We start from the raw sequence: 19,480 nt of genomic DNA on the forward strand, positions 1-19,480 counted from the left end.
CCGCCCCTCTCAGCGATAGCAGACGGCGCGGGCCGCTTCGACGACCTCCGCCGCTGACGGCAGGGCGAGCTTTTCCAGATTGGCGGCGTAGGGCATTGGCACGTCCTTGCCCGACACCCGCGCCACAGGGGCGTCAAGGTAATCGAACGCCTCTTCCATGATGCGGGCGGAAATTTCCGCGCCCATGCCGGCCTGGGGCCAGCCCTCTTCCACCACCACGCAGCGGCTGGTCTTGCGCACCGATTCCACGATGGTTTCGGTGTCGAGCGGCCGCAGGGTGCGCAGGTCGATCACTTCCGCCTCGATGCCGTCGGCGGCCAGGGTTTCCGCTGCCTCCAGCGCGTAAATCATGGCGTGCGACCAGGCGATGATGGTGACGTGTTCGCCCTGGCGGGCGATGCGCGCCTTGCCGATCGGCACGATCCAGTCCTCGACGTCTGGCACCGGGAACGACTGGCCGTAGAGAATCTCGTTCTCAAGGAACACAACCGGATTGGGGCTGCGGATCGCCGCCTTGAGCAGGCCCTTGGCGTCCGCGGCCGTGAAGGGCGCGATCACAGTCAGACCAGGCACGTGGCTGTACCAGGAGCTGTAATCCTGGCTGTGCTGGGCGGCGACGCGCGACGCCGCGCCATTGGGGCCGCGGAAAACGATCGGGCAGGAAATCTGGCCGCCGGACATATACAGCGTCTTGGCCGCCGAATTGATGATGTGGTCGATCGCCTGCATGGCGAAGTTGAAGGTCATGAACTCGACGATGGGGCGCAGGCCGGCGAAGGCGGCGCCGACGCCGAGGCCGGCGAAGCCATGCTCGGTGATGGGCGTATCGACCACGCGCCGCGCGCCGAATTCCTGCAGCAGACCCTGGGTCACCTTGTAGGCGCCCTGATACTCCGCCACCTCTTCGCCCATGACGAAGACGTTCCCGTTCCGCCGCATCTCCTCGGCCATGGCGTCGCGCAGGGCCTCGCGCACCGTGATCGTGACGGTTTTCACGCCTTCCGGCAGCGAGATTTCCGCCTGAACTGGCGCGGCCGGGCGTTGGGGCGCCACATCGTCCCGGGCGGGCGGGGCTTCGCCGGCGTCCGGTTTCGTCGCCGTTGCTGTTTCAGCTTTCGCCGCGCCGGCTTGCCGCGTCGCGGCCGATACATCCTCGCCCTCGGCGGCGATGATGGCGATGGGGGTATTGACCTTCACGCCCTCAGCCCCTTCCGGCACCAGGATGCTGGCCAGCACGCCCTCGTCGACCGCCTCCACTTCCATGGTGGCCTTGTCGGTCTCGATTTCAGCGATGACGTCGCCGGATCTGACGACGTCGCCTTCCTTCTTCAGCCAACGGCTCAGCTTGCCTTCTTCCATCGTGGGGGACAGCGCTGGCATCAATACGTCTGTGGGCATGTGTCTGGCTCGATCAAATGGGCTGCCGGGAGCCGCCCGCCGTGCGTCGGGGCGGCCGCTGCTCGTCTCAGGCGCGCGGGCCGTCGTGTGACAGGGTCACGTCGGTCCACAGTTCGGACGGATCCGGCTCCGGATCGTGGGTGGCGAAATCGGCGGCTTCGTTGACGATGCGCCGGATGTCGGCGTCGACTTTCTTCAGTTCGTCCTCGGAGAAGCGATGTTCGCCAAGCAGCCGATGGCGGGCCTGCTCGATGGCGTCATGCTCGGTCCGCATCTTCTCGACCTCGTCGCGCGTGCGGTACTTGGCCGGGTCGGACATGGAGTGGCCGCGATAGCGGTAGGTCTGCATTTCGAGGATGTACGGCCCCTTGCCGTCGCGGGCCCAGGCAATCGCCCGCTCGCCGGCTTCCTTCACGGCGCGGATGTCCATGCCATCGACCTGTTCGCCAGGAATGTTGAACGACACGCCGCGCTTTGAGAAATCGGTTTGGGCCGAGGCGCGGCTCACTGCGGTGCCCATGGCGTAACGGTTGTTCTCGATGATGAACACGACCGGGAGCTTCCATAGCTCCGCCATGTTGAAGGTCTCGTAGACCTGGCCCTGGTTGGCGGCGCCATCGCCGAAATAGGCGAGGCACACCGCGCCGTTGTTCTGGTAGCGGTTGGCGAAGGCGATGCCGGCGCCAATTGGAACCTGGGCGCCGACGATGCCGTGGCCGCCGTAAAACTTCTTTTCCGTTGAGAACATGTGCATGGAGCCGCCCTTCCCCCTGGAATAGCCGCCCCTGCGTCCCGTCAGCTCCGCCATCACCCCCTTGGGGTCCATGCCCATGACCAGCATGTGGCCGTGGTCGCGGTAGCCGGTAATGTTCTGGTCGCCCTCTTTCGTCGCCATGTGCATGCCCACGACGACAGCTTCCTGGCCGATATAGAGATGGCAGAAGCCGCCGATGAGGCCCATGCCGTACATCTGGCCCGCCTTTTCCTCGAAGCGGCGGATCAGCAGCATGACGCGATAGGCCTCAAGCTCCTCCTCACGGCTCAGGGCTGGGGGGCTGGCGGTCTTTGCGTCAGCCGCGACGTCAGATTCGGCGGTCTTGCGGGCTGTGGCGGGAGCCCGTCGTCCACCGCGGGTTCGGGCGGCTGACCGGGCGGCGGTCGCGTTTGCGGAAGAACTGGCGGAAGCGGGTTTCTTCGTCATTACGGCCTCTGGTTAACCGGCGACGCGCGGCCACCGTCCCCTGTCCGCTCCGGCGCGCCCTTTTCGGGGTTTGCGTCGCCGGGCCCAGGCATTGATCGGGGCGGCGTCTGGCTTCGTGAAGCCAAGCCCGGACCTCCATGTTCGCATTATACTAAAGTTCAATACGATGCGAGCGCAAGCCAGGGGACACGCCTCGGAGCCTGACGCAAATCCTCATTTGTGGGCGTGGGAGCAATGATCCACCGGGAAATGCCCGCGTGGATCGCTGACTCGCCGTCACGGCACGGTTCGCAGGTTCGACTGATCCGTAGCGGACGTCAATCCAGCAGCTTGACAGAGAATTCCTGTCCTGGCGGCGGCAACACGTAGCGCAGGGTGATGCTGGCGCCCGCGCCATCGCGGAAGGTCATCTCGCAGCGCGCCTCTCCGGCCGGGGTTATGCGCAGGTGCGCGCGCACGGGCTTGAGCGCGACGGCGCCGCCGCGCTGCTTCAGATACGTGGCCTGGACAGCCTCCAGCATACGGGAATCGGCGCAACGTCTGGCCAGTTCCATGGGCGAACCACCGCCGCCGCTACGCAGGCTGGCGGCGGCAAGCGCGGTCAGGGCGAAGGCGGCGCATGCGCCCAGGGTCCAGAAGATGGCGCCGGGCCAGGACACCCCGCCCGCCGAGGCCCTGTCCGCGTCATTGTCATGACGGTTGGCGATCTGTAGCGCGCGCCGCAGATAAATGGCGTTGGCGAAGAGCGCGAAACCGACCTGGGGCAACAGCCCAATGCCTGATGGCAGGCCAAGAAATGGACCCGCCAGCCCGAGCGCCAGCATGATGAGCACGCAGGCGGCGCCTGCGACGTACAGCTTGCGATAGAAAAACCACATGCTGCCCAGCAGCAGGGCCGGCCAGTTCAGGCTGGGGCGCCAGACGACCTGCCAGTGGGCGCAACCGGCGCGTTCGAGCATGCGGACCCAGCGCCGCATGAAGATATGGGCGTTGGGGCCAACCACGGAGCGGATGCGCCCGCCGTCATGGAGGCTGGCGGCTGGAGTTGTGCTGGCGGGCGATGCAGCCGCAATGGGCCCGGACGTTTCGGTCAAGCTGGATTCCTGATCAAACGGGGGTCTCGTGAAACTGGGGGCTCGGAAAACTGGGGCTTGGGCAGGCTGGAAGTTTCAGGAGGCGCGGCGACTCGCGCCTGGCGCGGGAAACTGACCAGGCCCAGCGGGTCGGCCGGCGCCGGGATCGGACCGTATCTCTCTGAATGGGAATATTTTTGTGGGCCACGCCGTTCGGCTCCGCAAGGACTGCTCCCGGGTGGATGCCCTGCCTCAGTTGTCGGCGTTGCGGCCGGTCATGATGACCAGATCGTCCGGATGGGTCATGCCGAGGCGGTTGCGGGCCAGATCCTCCAGCAGGTCGCGATCAACCGAGCCGTCGCGCATGCGGGAAATCCGGTCTTCCAGATGGGTGCGCTCCGCCTTCAGCGCGTTCAGTTCAGCTGTCAGCGTCAGGATCTGCCCCTTGATCTCGCGCTTGGCCTCGAGGCCGCGCTGACCGCTGTGGGCGTGCATCCAGAAATATCCGACCACTGCGCCGGACACGGCGTAGAGGGCGAGCGGCAGGAGAATGGCGCGGAATCGGCGGCGTATGACCATGACCCATCCTGCGCCAGGATTGGTAAACAGAGACTTGTCGGGCGTGTGTCCCGGCCAGGAAACGGCGCTGGTCATGGCAGGCGTCCGTCAGGCGGCGCGCGGCCCGAACAGGCCCCCCTGGCGAACCCGCCCTTGTAATCCCTTCGCGTCGGCGGCCAGGGGCCTGCCCGGCCCCTGACGCCTCGCGTCGCGGCGCGCGAGCCTCAACCGTCCGGCAGCAGCACGGCGGAGCCGGTGGTGGCGCGGCTTTCCAGCGCCCGGTGGGCGTCCGCGGCGCGCGACAATGGAAACCGGGCGCTGACCGGCGCGCGAATCGCGCCGCTCTCCAGGGCGTTGAACAGATTCTCCGCCATGGCCTCCAGCGTCGGCCGACGCGCGATGTGGCTGAACAGGGTCGGCCGGGTGGCGTAGAGCGAGCCGCGGTTGCCAAGGTCAACCATGGAGACATTCTCCACAGGGCCGGAGGCGTTGCCGAAGTTCACATACATGCCGAACGGCTGGAGGCAGTCGAGCGAGCCTGGAAACGTCGCCTTGCCAACGCCGTCGTAAACCACGGCGCATCTTTTGCCGCCGGTGATTTCCTTGACGCGCGTCACGAAATCCTCGCGCCGGTACTGGATGACCTCGTCGCAGCCATGGGCAAGGGCGAGCGGAATCTTGTCGTCGGAGCCGACCGTGCCAATGACCCGGGCGCCAAGATGACGGGCCCACTGGCAGGCGATCAGGCCAACGCCGCCAGCCGCCGCGTGAAACAGGATGGTCTGGCCGGCCTGGACCGGAAATGTCCGGTGCAGCAGGAACTCTGCGGTCAGCCCCTTCAGCATCACGGCAGCCGCCGTTTCAAAGTCGATGGCGCCGGGCAGCTTCACCACATGGGTGGCCGGCACGTTGCGCTCCTCCGCATAGGCGCCGAGCGGAAACACATACGCCACCCGGTCGCCGGGCGCGAAATCGCCGACCCCCTCGCCGGCAGCGACGATCTCGCCGGCGCCTTCGCCGCCAGGAATGAACGGCGTCTTTGCCGGGTAGAGCCCGCTGCGATAGTAGGTGTCGAGGAAGTTCAGGCCGATTGCCATCTGGCGGATGCGCACCTCGCCAGGGCCGGGAAGACCGGGATCGAAGTCTTCCAACTCCAGGACGTCCGGACCTCCGGTCCGGTGCACCACGATTGCCTTTGGCATGCCTTTTCCTCTCCTGTTTCTCTCTTCGCGTCGCCGCGCCCTGACGGGATGTGGTCCGGCAATGTGGCCGGAGCCGCGGCGCGGCGCCAGCCCTTTCGACAGGCAGCCTGAAGGTGGGCGCCCCCCCAAAAAAACAGCGCGCCAGCAATGGCTGGCGCGCGTCCAAGCGGGAGAACGGGCTGAAGCCGTTTCGCCTCAGTGGGATGGCCCGGACTGCGAGCCGGTTTCATCCGTCTGCGCATCTTCGCGCTTTTTCCCGTTGCGGCGCGACCAGACATTGATCGCCTCGACGATGGCGGCGAAGGCCATGGCCGAATAGATGTAGCCGCGCGGCAGGTGGAAGCCGCCGCCTTCCGCCACCAGCGACACGCCGATCAGCATCAGGAAGGCCAGGGCCAGCACCTTGGTGGTGGGGTTCTCGGCGATGAAGCGGGCCACCACCCCCGAGGCCAGATACATCACCGCCACGGCGATCATCACCGCGATGATCATGATCGACAGGTCGTCAGCCATGCCGATGGCGGTGACGATCGAGTCGATGGAGAACACAAGGTCAATCACCGCGATCTGGGCGACAGCAGTCAGAAAGGCGCGCGGCGCGGCGGCGCGGGCTTCATCATGGGCGTCGCCGCTGACTTCGCCATGAATTTCATGCACCGCCTTGTAGAGCAGGAACAGGCCGCCGACGATCAGGATGATGTCGCGCCACGACAGTTCCTCACCGAGGACAGTCAGCACCGGATAGGTGAGTTTCATGATGGCGGTGAGCGCGAACAGCAGCCCCACCCGGAATACCAGGGCCATGCCGAGGCCGAGGCGCCGCGCCCGCTCCGCCTGTTCGGCTGGCAATTTCGCCACCAGCACCGATATGAAGACAACATTGTCGATGCCAAGGACGATTTCCATCGCACTGAGCGTCAGCAGGGCCGCCCAGCCCTCCGGACTTGCCAACCAATCAAACACAGGGACCTCCGTATAGTTTGCTGCTGACATGGGAGATGAAGCGCGATCAGGAAAGGGGCATCCTGGCTTTTAATTCTTCACGAATGCGCATAGGTCTCGCTCATGTCCCATGCTGATCCGGATATCGCCGTTGTCGGCGCCGGCGCCGCCGGTCTTGCCGCCGCCCTGTGCCTGGCCCGCGAAGGCTTCCATACGCTGCTGGTTGGCGATCCCGCCATCGCCGCGCCCGGGCGCACCGTCGCCCTGTTTGGCGGCTCCGTCGCCTTCCTGCGGGCGCTGGGCGTCTGGGAGGCGGTCAGCGCCCGCGCGGCGCCCATGGACGCCATGCGGATCATAGACGACACCGGCAGCCTGTTCGCCCCGCCGCCGCTGAACTTCCGCTGCGCCGAGCTGGGATTGGACAGTTTTGGCTGCAATATTCCCAATGACGATCTGGTTGGCGTTCTCGCCGCCGCGGCGCGCGACACGCCCGGCCTGGAGCTGGCGCCGGACACCGTGACCGGCGCGTCGTTCAGCCCGGCCGGGCCGCAGCTGACGCTGGCCTCGGGGCGCGCCCTGCGGCCACAGCTGGTGGTCGGCGCCGATGGCGGCCGGTCGCTCGTCCGCGCCCGCGCGGGCGTTGGGGCGAGAACCTGGGACTATCCCCAGACGGCGCTGACCGGCGTGTTCAGCCATGCCCAGCCGCACCGCCATACGTCGACGGAATTTCATACCCGCCATGGCCCGTTCACGCTGGTGCCGCTGCCTGGCAGGCGCTCCAGCCTCGTCTGGGTAACGGAGCCCGGCAATGCCCGCCGGCTGGCGGCCCTGACGCCGGAGGCGCTGGCGCTGGAGGTGGAGCGGCAGGCCCGGTCGATGCTTGGCGCCATGCGCGTTGAAGGCCGCTGTGGCGTCATTCCCATGCGCGGCCTCACGGCGGAGCGTTTCGCCGGCCATGGCATGGCGCTGGTTGGCGAGGCGGCCCACATGTTTCCGCCTATCGGAGCCCAGGGGCTGAACCTCGGGCTGCGCGACGTGGCCGCCCTGCGCGACGCCCTGATTGCCGCCCGGGCGCGCGGCGCATCGTGCAGCGACGCCAGCGCCCTCGCCGCCTATGATCGCGGCCGCCGCCTTGACGTCGCCACCCGCACCCACGCCATTGACGCGCTGAACCGCTCGCTGTTGAGCCGCCTGCCCGGCGCCGACTTCCTGCGCGGCGCCGGCATGCTGGCGCTGGAGCATGTGCGGCCGTTGCGGCGGCTGGCGATGCGCGAGGGGCTGGCGCCGTTGCTGGGCCTGCCGGCGATGATGCGGGCTGATGCAGCGTTCCGGCCTGGCTGAGTGATGGCGGCGCCGGGCCGCGGGCACTGGACTGGAAGCGCCGTCTGACCTATCGCAGAACCTGACGCACGGATGTGCCGCTGCAAAACAATGACACCACACGACGATTGCATGGACAGGTCGCGTCCGTGGCCGCGACCTGGATGCATACGCCTGAGAATGGAGCGCCCCGATGAAGTTGCCCCGCCAGTTTTTCCGTCCCCTCGCCATCGGCGCGCCGACCCCATACCGGGAACTGCCGGTGCGGCTGGAGCGCATGATCCATTTCGTGCCGCCGCAGAACGAGAAGATGCGCTCCAAGGTGCCGGACCTGATTAACCAGGTGGACGTGGTGCTGGGCAACCTTGAGGACGCCATTCCGGCCGACGCAAAGGAAGCGGCGCGCGCCGGTTTCATCAAGATGGCGCAGGAGAACGATTTCGGCTCCACCGGCCTGTGGACCCGCGTCAACTGCCTGAACAGCCCGTGGGTGCTGGATGACATCACCGAGATCGTCGCCAATGTCGGCGACAAGCTTGATGTGATGATGCTGCCGAAGGTGGAGGGCCCGTGGGACATCCATTACCTCGACCAGCTCCTGGCCCAGCTCGAGGCGCGCCACAACGTCAAGAAGCCAATTCTGATTCACGCCATTCTCGAAACCGCCGAGGGCGTCAACAATGTGGAGGCCATCGCCTCGGCCTCGCCGCGCATGCACGGCATGAGCCTCGGCCCGGCCGACCTTGCGGCCTCGCGCGGCATGAAGACCACCCGCGTCGGCGGCGGCCATCCCGACTACAAGGTGTTGTCCGATCCCGACGCCAGCGGCGCGCCGCGCCAGATCGCCCAGCAGGACCCCTGGCACTACACGATCGCCCGCATGGTCGACGCCTGCCAGGCCAATGGCATCAAGGCGTTCTATGGCCCGTTCGGCGACTTCTCCGACGCTGAAGCCTGCGAGGCCCAGTTCCGCAACGCCTTCCTGCTTGGCTGCGCCGGCGCCTGGTCGCTGCACCCCTCGCAGATTGCCATCGCCAAGAACGTGTTCAGCCCCGACAAGGACGAGGTTGCCTTCGCAAAGCGCATCCTTGATGCCATGCCGGACGGCACCGGCGCCGTGCTGCTCGACGGCAAGATGCAGGACGACGCGACCTGGAAGCAGGCCAAGGTGATTGTCGATCTGGCGAAGATCGTCGCCTCGAAGGACAGCGATTACGCAGCGCTCTACGGCCTCTGAGGTCACCGCTGCCCGCAGATTCCGGGGCGCATCCCGCGCCCCGGATGGCGCAATATCGGGTCAGGCCAGGGTTTCGCCCTGGCGTCTTGAAACGATGTATTTCCCGGCCGCGAACCGTTCAGGCTGGCTGGAAAACAGTCTGTAAACGCAGCGCGCCGACGTTATAGTGACATCGGCAGATGCATGCGCGAATCCGGCGGAAACGGTTGTTCCGCCGGTGTCGCTGGCGGAGAGAACTGGATGAAGAGCGGATCGGCGAAATTTGCGATCGGACAGGTGGTGCGGCATCGTATCTACCCGTTCCGCGGCGTGATTTTTGACGTGGATCCCGAATTCGCCAACACCGAGGAATGGTGGCAGTCGATACCGGAGGACGTGCGGCCCTCGCGCGACCAGCCGTTCTACCATTTGTTGGCCGAGAACGATGAATCCCAATACATCGCCTACGTCTCCGAGCAGAATTTGACGCCGGACACCTCCGGTGAACCTGTGAAGCACCCGCGCGTGTCGGAGTTCTTTACCCTCGGCGAAGACGGCGCCTATCGCGTTCGCGCCGGCCAGTCGCACTGAGGTGCGCGTGGCCTGGAGTCTCGGGCCTCGAGACTTGGGCCTTTGGGCCTCGAGTCTTGGAGGAACTGGGACTTGGGGGTCTGGGACCTGGGACTTGGGGTAAATCCGTTCGCGGAGCGGGAATTCTCCCCGCTCGCCGTCGCATTTTCTGTTGTTGCATTTTGCAGACGCGACGGCGGCGTTCGCTTTGCGAGGAGAGCCATCGTGGGTTTTGGGGACGTGGCCTGCGCATGAAACAGATATGGCTGGCGGGCGCCGCCGCGGGGCTGGCGTTTTTGGCAACGATCGCCCCGGCGGCGGCGGAAGAGCCTGAAGGCCTGCTGAAATCAATCCTGAAAACCGCTCCCAAGGCTCCCGACGCCTGGTGCCAGCGCCGCGCCCTGAATCAGGCGACGGTGCGCTGGCGCGCCAGCCGGGGCGAGGCGCCGCCGGCCGATATGGGCGACGACGCGTCGGCTGTTGCCTGCAACCCGGCTTACGCCCAGAAGTTGCAGGGGTGCGCCGCGCCGGCCAGCGCCAGCGGCGACACGCCCGCCGCCCTGAATGCGCGCCTCAAGGCCTGCATGGCGGAACTCGCCGGCGCCGGCGTGCGCCCGGCGCTGTGACCCCCCATACTGGACGCCTCATATTGCTGGTGTCTGGGGGGCCGCCGCACAGAAAAGCCGCGTCGCCTCTACCCGCATTCCCACGTCTGTTCCGGTGAAACCCGCTTTCCTGGTCATGCTCCAGGCCCGCAACGCCGGTCCGTCCACGAAAAAAGGCCCGCCATCTGGCGGGCCTTTCCTGTAGCGACAGCGATGAGCCTTACTGCTTCGGGGCCGGGGCCGCCGGGGCGGAGCCGCCCTGCTGCTGCTGCTGTTGCTTCTGCTGCTCTTCCTGAGCCTTCTTCTGCATGGCTTCCTGCAGCTTGCGCTGCTGCTCTTCCAGCACCTTCGGGTCGATGCCCGGGCCGTCGAAGCCCTTGCCGAAACCGGCCAGCGGCACCTGGAAGGTGACGACGTTGGCGGCCTGGTTCTGCACGCTGATGTTCAGGTGCTGACCCTTCTTCATCGCCGCGATGTCGGTGTCCTTGATCTGCGCCTCGGCGAAGCAGCCGTTCGGGAAGCAGAGCGCGTAGCGACCCTCGATGGCCTGGCCCTGATCGACGACGCTGCGGATGCCGGGCTGCAGCAGCAGGCCGAGCGGCAGCAGGAAGCGCATCATCTTCTGGGGCTCGCCCTTCACGTCGTAGACGGCGACGGCGAGGACAGGCTGACCCTGATCGGAGACGAAGTCACGGGTGGTGTAGCAGATTTCACGGCCGCCGCTCGGGTCCTTGCCGCAAACCTTGGTCCAGTCCGTCTGGGACGGCTCGGGCTTCACGGCGACGACGGTCGGGCCGGCTGGCTGCTGCGGCGCAGCCTGCTGCTGCTGTTGCTGCTGCGGCTGGGCCGGCTTGGCCGCCGGCTTGGCCTGGGCGAAAGCGGCGGCTGGCGCCAGCACCGCGCCCAGCGCCAGCAAGGCGACTGCGCCACGGGTCGCTTTGCTGCTTGCAGACCTGCTGTTCAATGACATGAAGTTTTCCCTTCGATCACAGCTCGGGACCGATGCGTGCCCCCGACGTCAAGTGCGGCCCGCAGCAGTATGTTGTCTTTTACGTCAAACTCGGTGGCCGCGAGCCGGAAAGGTCAAAGCCGTCCCGCTGGCCAGGCATGATTACCGGAAAACGTCTTTGACGCGTCCAGATGGTCCCGCCCGTTTACGAATCGTCTGCGACAGCTGGCAACCGCCCTCGCTGTCGACTGTCACCAGTGCTTTCACGGCGAATGAGGCGGATGCATGACCATCAGCATATCCTGTTCACTTATCGTGAACCTCGCCAACACGCCAGCCCCTTGCCGCCCCCTGGCCCGGGCATTGCCAGCTCTTCACCGGAAATCCGGCGGAACATCACCGGCAGCGCCCCACCCCGGGCGACATCGCGGCGAACATAAAGCCGCCGCCCACGGTTCATAAACTTTGAACCAGCCCGTTTTATGGTGTTTCCATGTTTGCGCGACTGGCCTTTGCGGGCGTTCTTGCCCTGATTCCGGCGACCACGTTTCCGGCTGGCGCCGTTGACGATGGCGCGCGCGAGGGCGCGCCGCTGCCGCAGGCGCTTGTCATGCACGGCGCGCCCGCCCGGCCGCGTGGTCCTGACGGCGGCTTTGCGGCGCCGCAAATCACGCCAGCCCCTGTGCGCGGCGGCCGGCTTGTGATGGGCGTCCAGGGCGCCTTCGACAGCCTCAACCCCTTGACCATCAAGGGCATGACGGCCCCGACAGGCGTCGCCGCCCTCACCTTGCAGCCGTTGATGCGGCGTGCGCTGGATGAGCCGTTCACGCTCTACCCGCTTGTCGCCCGCTCGGTCGAGCTGGCGCCGGACAATACGGCCGTCACCTTCCATCTCGACCCGCGCGCCCGTTTTTCCGACGGCAAGCCGCTGACTGCTGACGACGTGGCGTTTACCTTCACATTGCTGCGCGCCCAGGGACGTCCAAACTACCGCAACGCGCTTGGCAAGGTCACGGGCGTCCACATCGCCGGCCCCCATGTCATCCGCTTCGAGCTTGCCGGGAACAGGGACCGGGAGCTGCCGCTGATTCTGGCGATGTTCCCGGTGCTGCCGAAGCACGCGACTGATCCGGAGGCTTTCGGCCAGGGCGGCTTCACGCCACTGGTCGGCTCGGGGCCCTATACGGTCGGCCAGGTGCGCCCTGGCGAAAGCATCAGCTTTGTCCGCACCCCTTCCTGGTGGGGCGACGCGCTGGCCGGCGAGCGCGCCGCCGCCAATTTCGACGAGATCCGCTACGACTATTTTCGCGACGCCACGGCGATGTTCGAGGCTTTCAAGGCCGGACTGATCGACGTGCGCATCGAAACCGATCCGCGACGGTGGGCCAGCGGCTACAATATTCCGGCGGTGCGGTCCGGGCAGATCATCAGGGAAAATGCCCCGTTCGCGGCGCCGAAGGGCATGTCCGGCTTTGTTTTCAACGAGCGCCGTCCGCTGTTTGGCGATGCGCGGGTGCGTGAGGCGCTGTCCTTCGCTTTCGATTTCGAATGGGTGAACCGCAACCTCTACAGTGGCCTTTACCGGCGCTCCGACAGCTATTTCGCCGATTCGCGCCTTTCCGCCGCCGGGCAGCCAGCGAGCCAGCGGGAGCGCGAATTGTTGCAGCCGTGGCCCGACGCGGTGCGCGCCGACATCATGGCGGGCAAGTGGTCGCCGGCCAGCAGCGACGGCAGCGGCCGCGATCGCGTCAATTTGCAACGGGCGGTGGATCTGCTGGGCGCAGCCGGCTATGCGCTGGACGGCGGGGTGATGCGCGACAGCAAGGGCGCGCCCCTCGCTTTTGAGGTGATGGTGACCGGGCGCGAGCATGAGCGGCTGGCGCTGGCCCTTTCGGCGGCGCTGCGCCGCATCGGCGTCAGGGCGCGGGTTCGCGTGGTTGACTCCGTGCAATACGAGCGGCGTCGCCAGACTTTCGACTACGACATGATTATCGCCACCTGGCTGACCTCGCCGTCGCCGGGCAACGAGCAATATTTCCGCTGGGGCTCGCGGGCGGCCAGCCAGCAGGCGTCATTCAATTTTGCCGGCGCACAATCACCCGCCATCGACGCCATGATCGCCGCCATGCTGTCCGCCAGGAGCGAGGACGATTACGTCAGCGCCGTGCGGGCGCTGGACCGGGTGCTGCTCTCTGGCTTCCACGTCATTCCCCTGCACTACGCGCCGCACATCTGGCTGGCGCGCTGGAAGCATGTGGGGCGTCCAGATCCGCTGCCCCTGCTCGGCGCCGTGCCCGAAACCTGGTGGCGCGCCGACATGCCCACCACCACGGCGCGTGGTCGCCAGAGCATAATCCGACCGGAGTGAAACGGGGATCGACAAGATTATGCGGCAAAATCAAGAATTTGGAGCGTCAATCTGATGCAATCAGATTGAAAAGCGCTTCAGGTCGGGAAATGCGCAAACCGTCTTTCGTGCGGAAAATACGTTAAACTCAAAGAACATGAATTTCCGCAGAGCCAGGATGCAGCGGAATTCGTTCCGGTTTTCCGGGACGAATGTGGATCGGCCAATTACTGCGGCCAATCAATGCGGCCGCGTAGAAAGCGCGCCAGTCCGCGCTGCCTGCCGGGGCCGGATACGTTGCAGTTGCTTTCGATCAGTCTGGTTTTCCGTGTTTTGAGCGAATTCGGAGCGATCAGCCGATTCCGGCTGACCGGAAAGCGCTCTAAGATAGCCTGGCATCGATTCAGGCCGGCTGGTTTTCCCGCCCTATGTTGTCGCGGGACGGCCCGGCCAAGCGCCAGCCGCACATTCCGGAGAGAATGTGCGCCAGGAGGAGCAACGCCATGACCCAGGCAACATCCATTGCAGGCGTCGCCACGTCTGGCCCGCGACAGTCGTTCCACATTGATGTGGTGTCGGACGTGGTCTGCCCGTGGTGTTTCATCGGCAAGAAGCGGCTTGAGAAAGCCATCGCCCAATTGCCCGAACTGCGCATCTCCGTCGGCTGGCATCCCTACCAGCTTGATCCGAACGTACCCGCCGGCGGCGTTGACCGGCGTGAGTACATGGAGCGCAAGTTCGGTTCGCGCGAGAAAATCGCCGGCATCCACGAGCGCATCACGGCGGAAGGGGCCAAAGAGGGCATCGCCTTCCGCTTCGACCTGATCAGGCGCTCGCCCAACACCCTCGACGCACACCGGCTGATCGGCTGGGCCGGCGCGGCTGGGGTGCAGGATGCGGTGGTGGAGGCGCTGTTCCACGCCTTCTTCATGGAAGGTCGCGACGTGGGCGACCAGGCCGTTCTGGCGGAGATCGCCGGGGCCTGCGGCATGGATGCTGGCGCGGTCGCGGCGCAACTGGCCACGGCGGCGGACATGGACGTGGCGCGTGAGTCTGTGGCCCAGGCGCGCGAAATGGGCGTGACCGGGGTGCCGTGCTTCATCCTGGCCGACCGCCTCGCCCTGCCGGGCGCCCAGGACCCGGACGTGATCGTCCGCTACGTGCAGCGGCTGGCGCAGAAGATGCTGGAGGAAGCGACCGGGGCTGGACCCGCGGGCTGAGGCTTCAGCCGGCTTCCACGCCGCCGCCGGCGTTCAGCGCGTCCAGCAGTTTGCGGATGTCGCCATTGAGCGCCGCCAGCGCAACTGGATCAACATTGCAGCGCGCCATGACCATGGGCGCGAGGCAGCCGCTCTGCGCCCAGCGCTCGTGGCCCAGCGCCGTCAGCCGCACGCTCACCTGACGCTCGTCCTGCGGATTGCGGGCGCGCTCCGCCAGCCCCGCCGCTTCCAGCCGTTTGACCAGCGGCGTGATGGTGCTCGATTCCAGCCCGAGGCGGGCCGCAATCTGGCCGATGCTGCGGCCTTCCTGCTCATGCAGCGCCTGCAGCACCAGGAATTGCGGATAGGTAATGCCCAGCCGGTCCAGCATCGGCTTGTAGAGGCGGGTGATCGCCATCGAGGCGGCGTACAGCCCGAAGCACAGCTGCTCGTCCAGGGGCATGGGCGTGGGGGTGTCCCCGGCGGGCGGGAGGGGCGCGCGAATGTTCATCCGAATAATATATCACGCAAATATATATAGCGATACATTTACGCTTGACGGACCGCTCTGAACGGATCAGTTTGTTTATCGCGATAACGAATTGGGCCGGAACCGGCCGGGCTGGCGCGGGGCGATCCCCGTCGTCTGGCGCACGTTCCCGGGACGGAGCAATCGCCGCTCCGGTCGCCGCTCCCTGTCAAAGCGCCCTGTCAAAATACCTTGCCGGGGCCCCTGTCGCAGAAAGGTCCACGCCATGTCCATCGACGTCAAATACACCGCCACCGCCACCGCCACCGGCGGCCGCGAAGGCTCGGCCCGCTCCGATGACGGCCGGCTTGAGGTGAAGCTGTCCTCGCCGAAGGAACTCGGCGGCGCCGGCGGGGACGGCACCAACCCGGAGCAGATGTTCGCCGCCGGTTACTCGGCCTGCTTCATCGGCGCCATGAAGGTCGCCGGCATGCAGTTGAAGATCAAGGTGCCGGATGATGTCTCGGTGACGGCGAAGGTCGGCATCGGGCCGCGCTCGGCCGGCGGCTTCGGCATCACCGCCGCCCTCGCCGTCAGCCTGCCCGGCCTCGACCGCGACCAGGCGCAGAAGGTGGTCGACGCCGCCCACCAGATTTGCCCGTATTCCAACGCCACGCGCGGCAATGTGGATGTGAAACTGTCGGTGGTTTGAGCGCAAGCTGGCAGCCGGCGCCATGCGGGCCGGCTGCCTGGCCCCCCAACACAACCTTGCCAGTGGCCGCGCCCGTCGCGGCCATTGCTGTTTCTGAAATCCCAGCCTTACGCGGCTTTCTTCTCCGCCACCTTCACCAGATCGCGCATCAGGCTGCGGGCGCTCTTCAGGCGGCTGGTCGGGGTCGGCAGGTCGTCGTAGAAGAAAATGCTCATGTCCGGGCGCACCTTGGCCATGGAGCCCTGCTCGCCCAGCCAGGCCACCAGGCCCTGCGGGTTGGCGAACTTGCCGTCGCGGAAGGCAACGACGAGGCCCTTGGGGCCTGCTTCCAGCTTCGCCACATTGGCGCGCAGGCACAGCGCCTTGATCGCCATCAGCCTGAGCAATTGCTCCACTTCCTCCGGCAGCGGGCCGAAGCGGTCGATCATCTCGGCGCCGAAGGCGTCGATCTGCTTGTCGTCCTCCAGCGTTGACAGGCGCTTGTAGAGGCCAAGCCGCAGCTGGATGTCGCCCACATAATGCTCGGGGATCATCACCGCCGCGCCGAGGGTGATGTTTGGCGACCAGGTTTCGTCCGCGTCGTCATCTTCTTCCACGCCAGCCTTGAGCTGGGCCACCGCCTCCTCCAGCATCTGCTGGTAAAGCTCGTAGCCAACCTCGCGGATGTGGCCGGACTGCTCGTCGCCGAGCAGATTGCCGGCGCCGCGAATGTCCAGGTCGTGGCTGGCGAGCTGGAAGCCGGCGCCCAGGGTGTCGAGGCTTTGCAGCACCTTCAGGCGCCGCTCGGCGGTGGCCGTCAGGGTGCGGTTGGCCGGGGTGGTGAACAGCGCCCAGGCGCGGGTCTTGGAGCGGCCGACGCGGCCGCGCAGCTGGTAAAGCTGGGCCAGGCCAAACATGTCGGCGCGATGGACGATCAGCGTGTTGGCGCTGGGGATGTCGAGGCCGGATTCGATGATCGTCGTCGACAGCAGCACGTCGTAGCGCCCCTCGTAGAACGCGGTCATCACGTCCTCGAGCTGGCCGGCGCTCATCTGGCCGTTGGCGACGGCCACCTTCACTTCCGGCACGCTGCGATCGAGAAACGCCTTGATCTCGGCGAGGTCATCAATGCGCGGAACCACGTAGAACGACTGGCCGCCGCGATAACGCTCGCGCAGCAGCGCCTCGCGGATCGACAGTTCGTCGAACGGCGTGACGAAAGTGCGCACCGCCAGGCGATCGACCGGCGGCGTGGCGATGATTGACAGTTCGCGCACGCCGGTCAGCGCCAGTTGCAGGGTGCGCGGGATCGGCGTCGCCGACAGCGTCAGCACGTGCAACTGGGCCCGCAGGGCCTTGAGGCGCTCCTTGTGGGCGACGCCGAAGTGCTGCTCCTCGTCCACCACCACCAGGCCAAGCTCACGGAAGCTGATGGCCTTGCCCAGCACCGCATGGGTGCCGACGACAATATCCACCGTGCCGTCAGCGAGGCCGGCCTTCACCTGCTTCATCTCGGCGGCGGGGGTGAAGCGCGAGGCCTGGGCGATCTTCAGCGGCAGGCCTTTGAAGCGCTCCATGAAGCCATGGTAGTGCTGGCGGGCCAGCAGGGTCGTCGGCGCGATCACCGCCACCTGCTGGCCGCTCATGGCCACGGCGAAGGCGGCGCGCATCGCCACCTCGGTCTTGCCGAAGCCGACGTCGCCGCACACCAGCCGGTCCATCGGCCGGCCTGAAGCCAGGTCGGTCAGCACCGCGTCGATGGCGCCCAGCTGGTCCTCGGTTTCCTCATAGGGGAAGCGCGCGACGAATTCGTCGTACAGCCCCTGCGGCGGCGAAACGGCCGGGGCCGTCTTGAGGGCGCGGGCGGCGGCGACCTTGATCAGCTCGCCCGCCATCATGCGGATGCGCTGTTTCAGCTTGGCCTTGCGCGCCTGCCAGGCCCCGCCGCCCAGCTTGTCGAGGGCGACGCTGGTGTCTTCCGAGCCGTAGCGCGACAGCAGCTCGATATTCTCCACCGGCAGGAACAGCTTGTCGCTGCCGGCGTAGTGCAACTCCAAGCAATCGTGCGGCGCGCCGCCAACGGCGATGGTTTTCAGGCCAACGAAGCGGCCGATGCCGTGATCGACGTGGACGACGATGTCGCCCGTCGTCAGGCTGCCGACCTCGGCGATGAAATCCTGGGCGCGCTTCGATTTGCGCGCCTGGCGCACCAGCCGGTCGCCGAGAATGTCCTGCTCGCCGAGCACGCTGAGTTGCGGCGCATCGAAGCCCGCCTCCAGCCCCCAGACGGCCATGGGTATCTGGCCGGCGGGCGCGGCCAGGGCGCGGGCGAGATCGGGAACCGGCGTCAGGCCGCGTACATCGTGGTCGGCCAGCACATGGGCGAGACGCTCGCGCGAGCCCTCCGACCAGGCGGCCAGCACCACCTTGCGCCCGCCAGCGGCCAGATCGCGGATATGGGTCGCGGCGGCCTCGAACACATTGGCGCTGTCGTCGGCCCGCTCCGGCGCGAAACTGCGGGCCTGGCGCACGCCAAGGTCGATGATATTGCCGGCCGCGGTTTCCGGGCGGGCGAAAGCGGAGACGACGGCGGTGTCCAGATTGGCCAGCCGCTGCTTCCACTCGTCCGTGGTGAGATACAGCGTCTCGGGGCGGACAGGCTTGTAGGGCGCGCCGCCGCCGGCCTTCAGCGCCGCGACGCGGGCGTCGTAATAGTCGGTGACCTGGCTGAGGCGCTCGCCGGCCGCGTCGTCGAGCTGGGCGTCGAGCACGAAGGGCGCGCCCGCCAGATAGTCGAACAGCGTGTCCAGCTTCTTGTGGAACAGCGGCAGCCAGTGCTCCATGCCCGGATGCCGCCGCCCCTCGCTCACCGCCTCATACAGCACGTCATCGCGGGTGGCGGCGCCGAAGGCGGCCACATAGGCCTGGCGGAAGCGGGCCATGGTTTCGGTGGTGATCTGCACCTCGCTCATCGGCACCAGATCAAGCGCCCGCAACTGGCCGGTGGAGCGCTGGGTTTCCGGATCGAACGGCCGGATCGATTCCAGCGTGTCGCCAAAAAAGTCCAGGCGGATCGGCGCGGCCATGCCGGGCGCGTAAAGATCGAGAATGCCGCCGCGCTGGGCGTATTCGCCGGTGTCGCGCACCGTGCCGGTGCGGGTGAAGCCGTTGATCTCCAGCCATTTCACCAGCAGGTTGAGGTCAATGGCGTTGCCGGGCGCGGCCGAGAAGGTTTCCTCGGCGATGCGGGCCAGAGGGGGAACGCGCTGCACGGCGGCGTTCACCGTGGTCAGCACGATGCGCGGTCGTTCCTGCGTCGAGCGGGTGCGGGCAAGGCGGGCCAGCACGGTCATGCGCTTCGCGGTGATGGCGCTGGTCGGCGAGACGCGGTCGTAGGGCTGGCAGTCCCATGACGGGAAGCTCAAGACCTCAATGTCCGGCGCCGCGAAGTTCAGGCCATTCTCAATCAGCGCCAGCCGCTGGCCGTCGCGGGCGATGAACGTGAGCGCCGCCGGCGCATCGCTCTTTTGCGATGCAGCGCGCGCCAGATCCGCCAGAACCAGGGGCATGAAGCTGTCCGGCGCATTGGCGAGGACAGGCTTGCGCCCTTCCAGCAGCTGGGTGACGGCGTTCTTCAGCGGAACAAGGCTCATGGAACTGGGCTCACGGAACAGCACTCATGCAACAGGCCGCATAAGCGAAACATTTCTGGCTGGCGTCGCGTCGCCGGAAGGTCAGCG

General features: G+C 66.7%; 16 protein-coding genes. 7 read left to right on the top strand and 9 right to left on the bottom strand.

The genetic code is table 11. From position 1 onward, the window contains the following. Positions 1-9: 9 nt before the first annotated feature. From ACERNI_RS01615 to ACERNI_RS01640, 6 genes are all read right to left on the bottom strand, one after another. Positions 10-1,398, bottom strand: a complete 1,389-nt coding sequence (locus ACERNI_RS01615; RefSeq protein ID WP_448831517.1) for a pyruvate dehydrogenase complex E1 component subunit beta — start codon at positions 1,396-1,398, stop codon at positions 10-12. Between the two features lie 67 nt (positions 1,399-1,465). Further along, positions 1,466-2,599, bottom strand: a complete 1,134-nt coding sequence (gene pdhA, locus ACERNI_RS01620) for a pyruvate dehydrogenase (acetyl-transferring) E1 component subunit alpha (protein WP_448831518.1) — start codon at positions 2,597-2,599, stop codon at positions 1,466-1,468. Positions 2,600-2,916: 317 nt separating this feature from the next. Continuing rightward, positions 2,917-3,693, bottom strand: a complete 777-nt coding sequence (locus ACERNI_RS01625; protein WP_448831519.1) for a DUF2628 domain-containing protein — start codon at positions 3,691-3,693, stop codon at positions 2,917-2,919. A gap of 231 nt (positions 3,694-3,924) precedes the next feature. Further along, entirely contained in the window at positions 3,925-4,251 is a 327-nt protein-coding gene (locus ACERNI_RS01630) for an FtsB family cell division protein (protein WP_448831520.1), read from the bottom strand. 203 nt (positions 4,252-4,454) lie between these two features. Next, the gene (locus ACERNI_RS01635) at positions 4,455-5,432 is read right to left on the bottom strand and encodes a quinone oxidoreductase family protein (protein ID WP_448831521.1); all 978 of its coding nucleotides are present in this window, start codon (positions 5,430-5,432) and stop codon (positions 4,455-4,457) included. Positions 5,433-5,627: 195 nt separating this feature from the next. Further along, a complete protein-coding gene (locus tag ACERNI_RS01640; RefSeq protein WP_448831522.1) occupies positions 5,628-6,395 on the bottom strand; it encodes a TerC family protein in 768 nt (255 codons plus the stop codon). Positions 6,396-6,497: 102 nt separating this feature from the next. Between ACERNI_RS01640 and ACERNI_RS01645 the strand changes: the two genes are divergently transcribed. The 4 genes from ACERNI_RS01645 (at position 6,498) to ACERNI_RS01660 (ending at position 10,106) form a co-directional block, all read left to right on the top strand. Continuing rightward, positions 6,498-7,715, top strand: a complete 1,218-nt coding sequence (locus ACERNI_RS01645) for an FAD-dependent monooxygenase (protein WP_448831523.1) — start codon at positions 6,498-6,500, stop codon at positions 7,713-7,715. A 172-nt stretch (positions 7,716-7,887) separates the two neighbouring features. Continuing rightward, a complete protein-coding gene (locus tag ACERNI_RS01650) occupies positions 7,888-8,931 on the top strand; it encodes an HpcH/HpaI aldolase/citrate lyase family protein (RefSeq protein WP_448831524.1) in 1,044 nt (347 codons plus the stop codon). 240 nt (positions 8,932-9,171) lie between these two features. Then, positions 9,172-9,501 (top strand): heat shock protein HspQ, encoded by a 330-nt coding sequence (gene hspQ, locus ACERNI_RS01655; protein ID WP_448831525.1) that lies wholly within the window; start codon positions 9,172-9,174, stop codon positions 9,499-9,501. 230 nt (positions 9,502-9,731) lie between these two features. Beyond that, the gene (locus tag ACERNI_RS01660) at positions 9,732-10,106 is read left to right on the top strand and encodes a hypothetical protein (protein ID WP_448831526.1); all 375 of its coding nucleotides are present in this window, start codon (positions 9,732-9,734) and stop codon (positions 10,104-10,106) included. Positions 10,107-10,305: 199 nt separating this feature from the next. Here the strand turns inward: ACERNI_RS01660 and ACERNI_RS01665 are convergent, their stop codons facing one another. Further along, positions 10,306-11,055: an invasion associated locus B family protein gene (locus ACERNI_RS01665; protein ID WP_448831527.1), complete on the bottom strand. Its 750-nt coding sequence runs from the start codon at positions 11,053-11,055 to the stop codon at positions 10,306-10,308. Between the two features lie 472 nt (positions 11,056-11,527). On the opposite strand from ACERNI_RS01665, the gene ACERNI_RS01670 reads away from it, so the two are divergent. Together ACERNI_RS01670 and ACERNI_RS01675 are read left to right on the top strand one after the other, a co-directional pair. Further along, positions 11,528-13,402 carry an extracellular solute-binding protein gene (locus ACERNI_RS01670; RefSeq protein ID WP_448831528.1) on the top strand — a complete coding sequence of 625 codons (1,875 nt, stop codon included), beginning with the start codon at positions 11,528-11,530 and terminating at the stop codon, positions 13,400-13,402. Between the two features lie 482 nt (positions 13,403-13,884). After that, on the top strand, positions 13,885-14,601 hold the full coding sequence (locus tag ACERNI_RS01675; protein ID WP_448831529.1) for a DsbA family oxidoreductase: 717 nt from the start codon (positions 13,885-13,887) through the stop codon (positions 14,599-14,601). Positions 14,602-14,605: 4 nt separating this feature from the next. On the opposite strand, the gene ACERNI_RS01680 is transcribed toward ACERNI_RS01675, so the two are convergent. After that, entirely contained in the window at positions 14,606-15,043 is a 438-nt protein-coding gene (locus tag ACERNI_RS01680; protein ID WP_448831530.1) for a MarR family winged helix-turn-helix transcriptional regulator, read from the bottom strand. Positions 15,044-15,335: 292 nt separating this feature from the next. Between ACERNI_RS01680 and ACERNI_RS01685 the strand changes: the two genes are divergently transcribed. After that, entirely contained in the window at positions 15,336-15,761 is a 426-nt protein-coding gene (locus tag ACERNI_RS01685) for an organic hydroperoxide resistance protein (protein ID WP_448831531.1), read from the top strand. 107 nt (positions 15,762-15,868) lie between these two features. Here the strand turns inward: ACERNI_RS01685 and mfd are convergent, their stop codons facing one another. Further along, positions 15,869-19,393: a transcription-repair coupling factor gene (gene mfd / locus ACERNI_RS01690; protein WP_448831532.1), complete on the bottom strand. Its 3,525-nt coding sequence runs from the start codon at positions 19,391-19,393 to the stop codon at positions 15,869-15,871. Between the last annotated feature and the right edge of the window lie 87 nt (positions 19,394-19,480).

The sequence above is a fragment of the Camelimonas sp. ID_303_24 genome, assembly GCF_053543495.1.